We start from the raw sequence: 8,168 nt of genomic DNA, 5'->3' as shown, positions 1-8,168 counted from the left end.
GTACTGAATCACCCGTATCCTATAGTGAGTTTGTTCAATTGGCGTCTAAGGGCTCGGGTATGGGGAATTGTACGCTATCCTCACTTGCGCTGTGGTTAGAAAACAATCCGGGGAAAAAGATTGTTACCGATGTAAAAGAGAAAAATATTGATGCATTACGTCTTATCGCTGAACGATATCCTGAGTTAAAGTCTAGGTTTATACCACAAATATATTGGCCGGAAGAATATAAGATGGTTAGCGAGCTGGGTTTTGATAATATTATTTGGACACTTTATCGCTTCGGTGGTGATATTGAAGATATATTAAACCATCTTGAAAAAATGGACTTATATGCTTTGACCATGCCTCGTGGTAAAGCGGATGCCGGATTGGCCGAATTAGCATAAAAAAAACGAGGAGTACGGAGCTATGTGCATACAATAAACAGTAAGGAAGCGTATCTGCATTATTTAGATCGAGGCGTTTCCGAAATTTATACCGATTGGCTTCATTAGTGTGAATGTCACGATCTAAAATGAATTTATCGAGATAGGCACGATACTTTATCGTCACCGGTATTCGGGATCTTGAATACGGAGAAGATCAGTCTCGTGCTTGCATTGGGGGTCTTGCTTTTTATGTACTCTGTATTCCGTAATCTGTATTCGTGAATGGGAATACGGAGCGCTGCGCTTACAGAGTACGGGAAAGAGACGCTTCGTGCTCGCATCGGCGCTCTTGCTTTTTCTGTACTCTGTATTCAGTAATCTGTATTCGTGAATGGGAATACGGAGCGCTGCGCTTACAGAATACGGAGAGAGCGAGAACAGGCACGATATGCTTTTTCCGTATTCCGTATTCCGTTTCCCAAGCCCTTGCACTATGGGAAAGACAAAGGGACAGGCACTTCTGTAACGTAAACGAGTGACAGCGCGGTTGAGCAAAACGACCAGCGTGTTTCAAACAGCAAGTATGACGCACTGCCAATGAAGGCACGACTTTTACCTACATCACATCTTCTACAATTTCTCCTACTTTTTCTGTGTGTAAACAGCTGCTTATATTTTACCCTGCCTAATAAAGTAGTACTCTTGACTAACAAATATAATCTATAAGGTCGATGACAATGAAGTTGATGTTTAAAGCAAAGTTACTGTTGCTTGCCATTGTGCCACTTATTGTGTCTATTTTTATCACCAGCGCAGTGACTGCCTATAATGAACAGGCGCTTATTGAACAAAATATCGCCACATTTCGCGATAAACTGGTCAATGAGCGCAAGAACCAACTCAAAGAAGTGACGCAAGTCGCGGAAAATATGGTGAAGCGCATTAATCCTGGCAACAGTCAGGCGCGTCTAGCCGAGGTGAAAACCGCACTCAGTGACGTGCAGTTTGGCGATTCAGGTTACTTTTTTATGTATGATAAAAAAGGCGTGAACGTTTTTCATCCGATGAAGCCAAGCTTAGAGGGTAAAAATCTGATTGGCCTGACCGATCCCAAAGGGAACAAGGTGATTCAAGGGCTATTAGAAACGGCGCAGCGTGGCGATGGCTATTTTAACTTTATGTTTGAAAAGCCGGGTACCAATGAACTCATTGATAAAATTGGCTACGCCGTGATGGTGAATAATAACCAGTGGATGCTCGGTACAGGCGCTTATATCGATGATATTGAGCGCGAAGTTGCCACCTATCGCTTGGAAGCTAAAGAGGCACTTGATGAGCAAATTTGGCGCTTAACGCTACTTGGGTTAGGGACGGTCATTATCACCGGCTTGATCGTGGGTTGGTTTGCGCAGCGCATGGGGCAGCCTGTTAATAATATGCTGGAAAAACTTAATGACATTGCCAGTGGTGAGGGTGATCTGACCCAGCGTTTGAGTATTCACGGGCATGATGAAATTGCTCAGCTTGGCCATGCTTTTAATCGCTTTGTTGAAAAACTCCAGCACACCATTCAGCGGGTCGCCCAGGTCACAACGCAAGTGACGAGTACGGCCAGTGATATGGCACAACAAACCTCTGAGGTGGCGGAAAAGCTACAAGTCCATGATAACGAGACCGAGCAAGTGGTCACGGCCGTCACCGAAATGAGCTCCGCTGCTCAGGAAGTCGCGCAAAATACCACTCAGGTCGCTGATGCGGCAACATCCGCGACACAAGATGCGAAAGATGCCCAATCACAAGTGCATGACTCTATCGCCGCGGTTGAGCGCCTCGTTGAAAGAATGGGTCAGTCGAGTAATGAAGTTGACCAACTTAAGGAGCAGTCAGATAAAATTACATCGGTGTTGTCGGTGATTGGTGGGATCGCAGAGCAAACCAATCTACTTGCATTAAATGCGGCCATTGAGGCTGCGCGTGCCGGTGAGCAGGGCAGAGGCTTCGCGGTTGTGGCGGACGAAGTAAGAACACTGGCCAGCCGAACTCAAACCAGCACGCACGAGATCCGTGACATGCTGGATGGCCTGCATGTGCATGTTGATAGTGCGGTGAAAACCATTGCTGAAAGTGATCAAGAATGCCAAACCATGGCAAAAACGTCGGCAGATATCGGTGAGCGTATTACTTCGGTGAGTGCGGCATTCTCGCAAGTGAACGATATGACGTCGCAAATTGCCAGTGCTGCATCGGAGCAGACGACAGTCACAGAAGACATTCATCGTAACCTAATTTCGATACGTGATATTGTGGCTAGCCTGTTAACTTCGAGTGAAGCATCGTCAAGTGCGGCGGCTGAACTCAGCGCATTGGGCCGTGATCTCGACACTTTGGTCGGTCAATTTAAAGTCTAAACGTGCGGGTGTCGCAAGGCACGCTGACTTCATCGACGAAAGGAGCGCGTTATGTTAGCGCTCCTTACCGAGTTTATGGTGTCGTTAATAACACATTTAATTATAAATAATATGTTCAGTTGTAAATGTTGCCGTCATTTATTCGATACTTAGCTGAATTATTAACATTCCAGCTTATACTCTTGTTATACACGCGGTATTATACCGACATCGATCATTTATCTAAAAATAATTATGACAGAATATGCAATTGGTATCGATTTAGGCACCACGCATAGTAGCATTGCCGTATGGAAAGACGATAAACCCATATTAATTCCCAATGCGCTCGGTGAATATTTAACGCCCTCTGTGGTCAGTTACGATAACGGCCATGTTTTGGTAGGGAAAGCGGCCTATTATCGTAAATTTACCCATCCTGAATGTACAGTCAGTAGGTTCAAACGATCACTAGGGAGCAGTAAAACGTACCGTTTGGCGGATAAATATTTTAATCCGCGAGAGCTGTGTTCTATTGTTCTTTCTGCATTAAAAAAAGATGCGGAAAGTTATTTAGGTGTTGAGGTGGTCGATGTTGTTGTCTCTGTTCCCGCCTATTTCAACGATCAACAACGGAAAGAAATCAGACTAGCGGCGGATATGGCCGGCCTCAATGCGGCACGATTGATCAATGAGCCAACGGCTGCCGCACTCGCTTATCATGTTGAGCAAAAAGATCACGGGCAGTATCTGGTGTTTGATTTAGGCGGGGGAACATTTGATGTGAGTCTCGTCGAATACACGGCGGGCATCATAAAGGTCCTTGCGTCTTCGGGGAATAATCGACTGGGTGGCGATGATTTTACTGAAGATTTAGTCGATGTAGTATTGGAGCGCGTTGGCGGCGAGCGAGAAACAACTAGCCTAAAAGAGATGCAAACGATCTATGAGGCTTGTGAGAAAGCAAAGACGCATTACAGTAAATCGATGCGTATTGCGTATACCTTTAACAATGCATGTGGGGCGATAGAAAGAGGTCTATACTTTTCTGAAAACGACCTCGATACGATTTGGCGAAGTACGCTAAGAAAGCTTAAACAGCCTCTCAAACAATCGTWAAAAGATGCGRACGTACATGTTAGCGAGATTGATGACGTTATCTTTGTCGGAGGCGCAAGTCGACTGCCGCATGTGCAAAAGATGGCAACGCGTCTGTTGAATCGGTTTGGGCCTCGTGATCTTGATCCAGAAACAATTGTTTGTTTAGGAGCGGCGACGCAAGCAGCGTACCGGCTGAAGCATAAAGCTATTGATGATCTCGTCATGACAGACGTGTGTCCATACAGTTTAGGCGTTGCTGCTGAAATCAATGGGCAGTCAGATATTTTTAGTCCTGTTTTGGATAGAAATACCACGGTACCGACTTCTCGTGTGCAACGCTATTACACCAAAGATGATGCCGAAGATGAGATTATCATTTCAATTTATCAAGGTGAGTCTTTTTGGGCCAAAGATAATATCCATATTGATAATATTGCGGTTGATGTATCAAGTTGTTCAGAAAATCACCCCATTGACGTGCGTTTTAGTTACGACGTTAACGGGTTGTTAGCTGTGGATGTTGATGTAGTAGATAAGCCCATTCAGGTTGAAAAAATCATCGATATTAGCCCTGCAGGTATCAGTGAGACGCAGTTAAAAGAGAGTYGAGAAAAGTTAAGTCAACTAAAAGTTCATCCGAGAGATAAGATGGTAAATATTGTTATGCTAAACCAGCTGCATAAGCTTTATGAAGAACAGTTAGGCTATGCCCGAAAATCAATAGAAGGCTTACTTATCTCGTTTGAAGACGCATTGAGCACACAAGATACTCGCTATATTGATAAATCCCGCCAACATATTAGTACAATATTGGCTGACCAATATGATTAAACTAGGTGTAATTTAAAGAAAGGGCACGTCATATACGTGCCCTAATCTTTAATAGCGAGTCAGTATTGGCAAATAAGTAGTAAGAATTGGCAGTGTCTTAACGGTTAAAACTTATACGCAACGCCGGCAGAGATAAAGTCAATGTCGGCTTTATCAATTTCATAGCGCTCTGCTTCTAAACGGAAACGATATTTTCCAAGATCATACATCGCACCAATGCCATAGACGGGATCTTTACCGCTGTCGGAGTAGCTGGCATGCCCGGTAGAAAATGCATTAGACCAATGTGCGCGCTGGGTGTAATCCCATGCATGAAAGCCGAATTTTGCATGAAAAGATAGTTCATTATTCATGGGTATAAAGCCAATGGCTGACAAGCTATAAGTGTCGGCTTCTGCTTCGGCGTTTATGCCTGGTGCGTTGCCATCAATGGTGCCAAGGTCCGAATAACCAAATTCAATCGCTGCATTTTTGTAACGATAACCTGTGTAAAGTTTATAGGCAAAGGCGGTCTTATCAACACTGGCGCCTTGTGATTGGGCTTGATCAAGGATATCCCAATCGACTGACGATTGCCCAGCCTGCACGCCAGCATAGATGTCTTTTATTGGTTTGTGGCGCTTTTGTTCGTCTGTGCTCGCTAATGCTTGAGATGATAAGCAAAGCGCCAAAACAGATAAGGTAAAAATTGTACGCATATCAAACTCCCCTAATATTTGGCGAGGAATTCTATACATCTATATAAAAATAGCAACGCTTCTTATTGACCATTGAGATCCATATTTGATTTTAATTTATCAGCCCAACACTATTGATAGGATAAACTATATGCATTGGCGTCAATATGTGTATTCGCAGTCATCAAACGCTATCACTTGTGTTAAGCAGGCTCTGGTCTTCGCTATCAGTAAGAATTTAGCCAGGAAGGTAGAAATATTAAGTCGGCGATCTGTAGTAGGTAAGCCACTTAGCCTTTTGGTGCTTTTTTATGAGAGGTGTATCTTAGGAGGGGAGATTTAACTATGAAAGATATGGCTGTCAATCATATTCGGCAACAACTTTATTTTTTCCTTCTCTCTTAGCACGATATAACAATGCATCTGCTTCTTCAAGTGCAAGCGTTTGAGTCTTTGTATTGTAGAAACGTAGACCGACACTTACCGTAACTCGCTCGGGATCCGATAGGAAAAAAGGTGTGCTCTTTTCTATTAGTGTAACAATCTCATGCGCGTAAGCATTGGCTGCGTCGAAACAATCAAATCGAGTAACTACCGCAAATTCTTCTCCACCGATCCGAGCGATTATCTCTCCATTCTTTGATACTCTTTTAAGGATTTCTGCCACATACTGAATCACGCGATCGCCGACATTATGTCCAAAACGATCGTTGATGGCTTTAAAGTTATCTATATCTAGGATTAAGAGACCAACCCGGTCCAAGCCATTAAACTCACTCATCAACTCCCCGAAGTAACGTCTATTTTTTAATCCTGTGAGACTATCAGTAATTGATAATTCTTCCAGCTTTTCGTTTGCTTCTTCTAGCTCTCTCGTCCTTCGGCTGATTGCTATTTTTAAGCTGAATTTATGAGCGAGAAGGGCTATTAGTGTAATGAATATTATAAGAGGTATTAACTCTGCCGGAATATTAGTCATAGTAACAACTCATGGTGTGTAAACGCTTTAAACAAACGTTTATAAACAAACCGTTATTTTGCTTTGAGAATTTTTGTTGACCATAATCTACTCAAAATGCGCCATGTTCAAGTATTAGTAATGTCTCATTATTGAGACATGTGTGTTTTTTGATTTGCATGTTAACCAGTTCTGTGTACAAAATTGTTACGGCTTGTTTCTTATGTGACTTCGTTGTTATGTTAAGGTTAGTGGCAATGCGTCTAATTCTTTAGTATGACTTCTATTGAGAGGATTATAGATTATCAGTTGGGGTCTGTCTATTTATGCAGCACGCTGAAAGTTTGAAGCTGCATGCATTTTAAGAACCCTATGGCGAGAATGAAGAGGCGTCATCCTTCGAGGAACTAGAAAAATCAGTATAGTATAGTAATTACATTAGCGTTCGTGGGATAGGCGCTTATGGTGCGATGTGGTCAACGACTTTGAAATCTACCGATAGAAACGAGCGATGTGAGATCATTATAAGGGTCTATGATAACAGCCGTCTAAAAAGCACGCCTAGACGAGCTTCATAGTATTTTTTTAGGTGGAAAGTGTCCGGCCAAGCGAGAGCAAAGCCGAACACTTTTGATAACGAAAAACTATACCATTTCTTTAATGGCTAAGATCTACTAAAGGCTCTGATTTCAGATGGGTTTTTTGTTTTTTCATTATTTTCGCAACATGGTCGATGGCTTGGCTGACGTCTGCCGCATTCGTTAACACGGTGTACTCAAGATCGAAATGTTTCTGTTCGCCCGCTTTTATAGTCGGCACAAGGCCTAGCGGCCGTTGGTATTTTGTATTATACGCATAGCTTGTACCGGGCTCTATCCCCGTCACGTAGCCCTGTTTTAATGTGTCAGTGTTTTTCCAAATTGTTAATACTGGGAGCTGATCGGTTTTAAACCGCATCGAAACACCAGAGTCGGCATCTTTATTGTGTAAAACAGCAAGAGAGTTGCCTTCTGGGTCACTAATGGGCTTCAAATTAAATACCATTTCGTCAAAATCTTTTGTTGGCCCTAAATAGGTCTGCCAGTTTTTGAGTCCATCTTTTGCATAATCATTAAATGGAGATATTTCACTTGCTGCGGCATGGACTTTGGCGCCTTTCTCTAGGATGGGTTTACCAAAGTTTGAGTGGTAGATGATTTGATATTCATCGTCGTAATCAGCTTTGTTGGTGAGCGTGTCGTTTATTGAGAAGGAGTTTTCGCCAGGAATGATACTCAAACGTGTTTCTGTCGAAAGGTTTGATTTTTTAAAGGTACTCTCTGCAACAACCCCGGTGACAGTAATTGTATGTGGGGCTTCATCGTCTATTTCGACTTTCACCAATGAAGCGGGAGTGTTTTGAACCCGTCCATGAAGGCTGAGCAATTGCCCATTGTCATCAACACCAGGGTGGCCTGTCCATTCGTAACCACAGCGAACAAGCATTTCGTTGAAACCATCTAACCAGCCAAGACCGTTTCTGCTTTCAAGATCAATAAAAGCTGGATTGACTATCTCTTTGACGGGTGAATCCCATCCAAGAATTCGCTTACCGTCTTTGCGTACCTGATAGATACCCATGCCTCGAGTCGGTACAAGAGTCAGCTCCAATTCACCGTTATCGATGGTGATAATATCCACGCCATTTTGTTTACCTGTATTAAGTCGTTTTTTTTCAATAGAAAAGGGGGCTGTTGTGTTCATTCCTAACTTTTGAGCAGATGTTGTCCACTGATCCACGTAGGTGTTAGTCGCGCTGTCGGTGAGTACAAACTCTGCTGAAAGGGCGTAAACAGGTGCTAGT

At 43.2% G+C, this 8,168-nt stretch carries 6 protein-coding genes; 3 read left to right on the top strand and 3 right to left on the bottom strand.

All coding sequences use genetic code 11. The annotated features are described in order from the left end of the window. The 3 genes from BZG79_RS08390 to BZG79_RS08380 all read left to right on the top strand — a co-directional run. Positions 1–389, top strand: a 389-nt coding sequence (locus tag BZG79_RS08390) for a hypothetical protein (protein WP_206779493.1), incomplete at its 5' end; no start/stop codon positions are given. A gap of 728 nt (positions 390–1,117) precedes the next feature. Next, positions 1,118–2,779, top strand: a complete 1,662-nt coding sequence (locus tag BZG79_RS08385; protein WP_198532970.1) for a methyl-accepting chemotaxis protein — start codon at positions 1,118–1,120, stop codon at positions 2,777–2,779. A 234-nt stretch (positions 2,780–3,013) separates the two neighbouring features. Beyond that, positions 3,014–4,690: an Hsp70 family protein gene (locus BZG79_RS08380; RefSeq protein ID WP_077774169.1), complete on the top strand. Its 1,677-nt coding sequence runs from the start codon at positions 3,014–3,016 to the stop codon at positions 4,688–4,690. Between the two features lie 104 nt (positions 4,691–4,794). Here the strand turns inward: BZG79_RS08380 and BZG79_RS08375 are convergent, their stop codons facing one another. From BZG79_RS08375 to BZG79_RS08365, 3 genes are all read right to left on the bottom strand, one after another. After that, positions 4,795–5,388 carry an outer membrane beta-barrel protein gene (locus BZG79_RS08375; protein WP_158011545.1) on the bottom strand — a complete coding sequence of 198 codons (594 nt, stop codon included), beginning with the start codon at positions 5,386–5,388 and terminating at the stop codon, positions 4,795–4,797. Positions 5,389–5,728: 340 nt separating this feature from the next. Continuing rightward, the gene (locus BZG79_RS08370) at positions 5,729–6,346 is read right to left on the bottom strand and encodes a GGDEF domain-containing protein (RefSeq protein WP_077679245.1); all 618 of its coding nucleotides are present in this window, start codon (positions 6,344–6,346) and stop codon (positions 5,729–5,731) included. Positions 6,347–6,982: 636 nt separating this feature from the next. Then, the coding region (locus BZG79_RS08365) for an aldose 1-epimerase family protein (protein WP_242414148.1) at positions 6,983–8,168 on the bottom strand (1,186 nt) is incomplete at its 5' end.

It is taken from the genome of Salinivibrio sp. MA427 (assembly GCF_001996115.1).
GTDB classification, from domain to species: Bacteria; Pseudomonadota; Gammaproteobacteria; order Enterobacterales; family Vibrionaceae; genus Salinivibrio; species Salinivibrio costicola.
This window is presented reverse-complemented; position numbering and strand designations above follow the sequence as displayed.

Excerpts from the sequence above, each read along its gene's own strand:
- BZG79_RS08385 (WP_198532970.1), top strand. The coding sequence starts at position 1,118 with ATGTTTAAAGCAAAGTTACTGTTGCTTGCCATTGTGCCACTTATTGTG.
- BZG79_RS08370 (WP_077679245.1), bottom strand. The coding sequence starts at position 6,346 with ATGACTAATATTCCGGCAGAGTTAATACCTCTTATAATATTCATTACA.
- BZG79_RS08375 (WP_158011545.1), bottom strand. The coding sequence starts at position 5,388 with ATGCGTACAATTTTTACCTTATCTGTTTTGGCGCTTTGCTTATCATCT.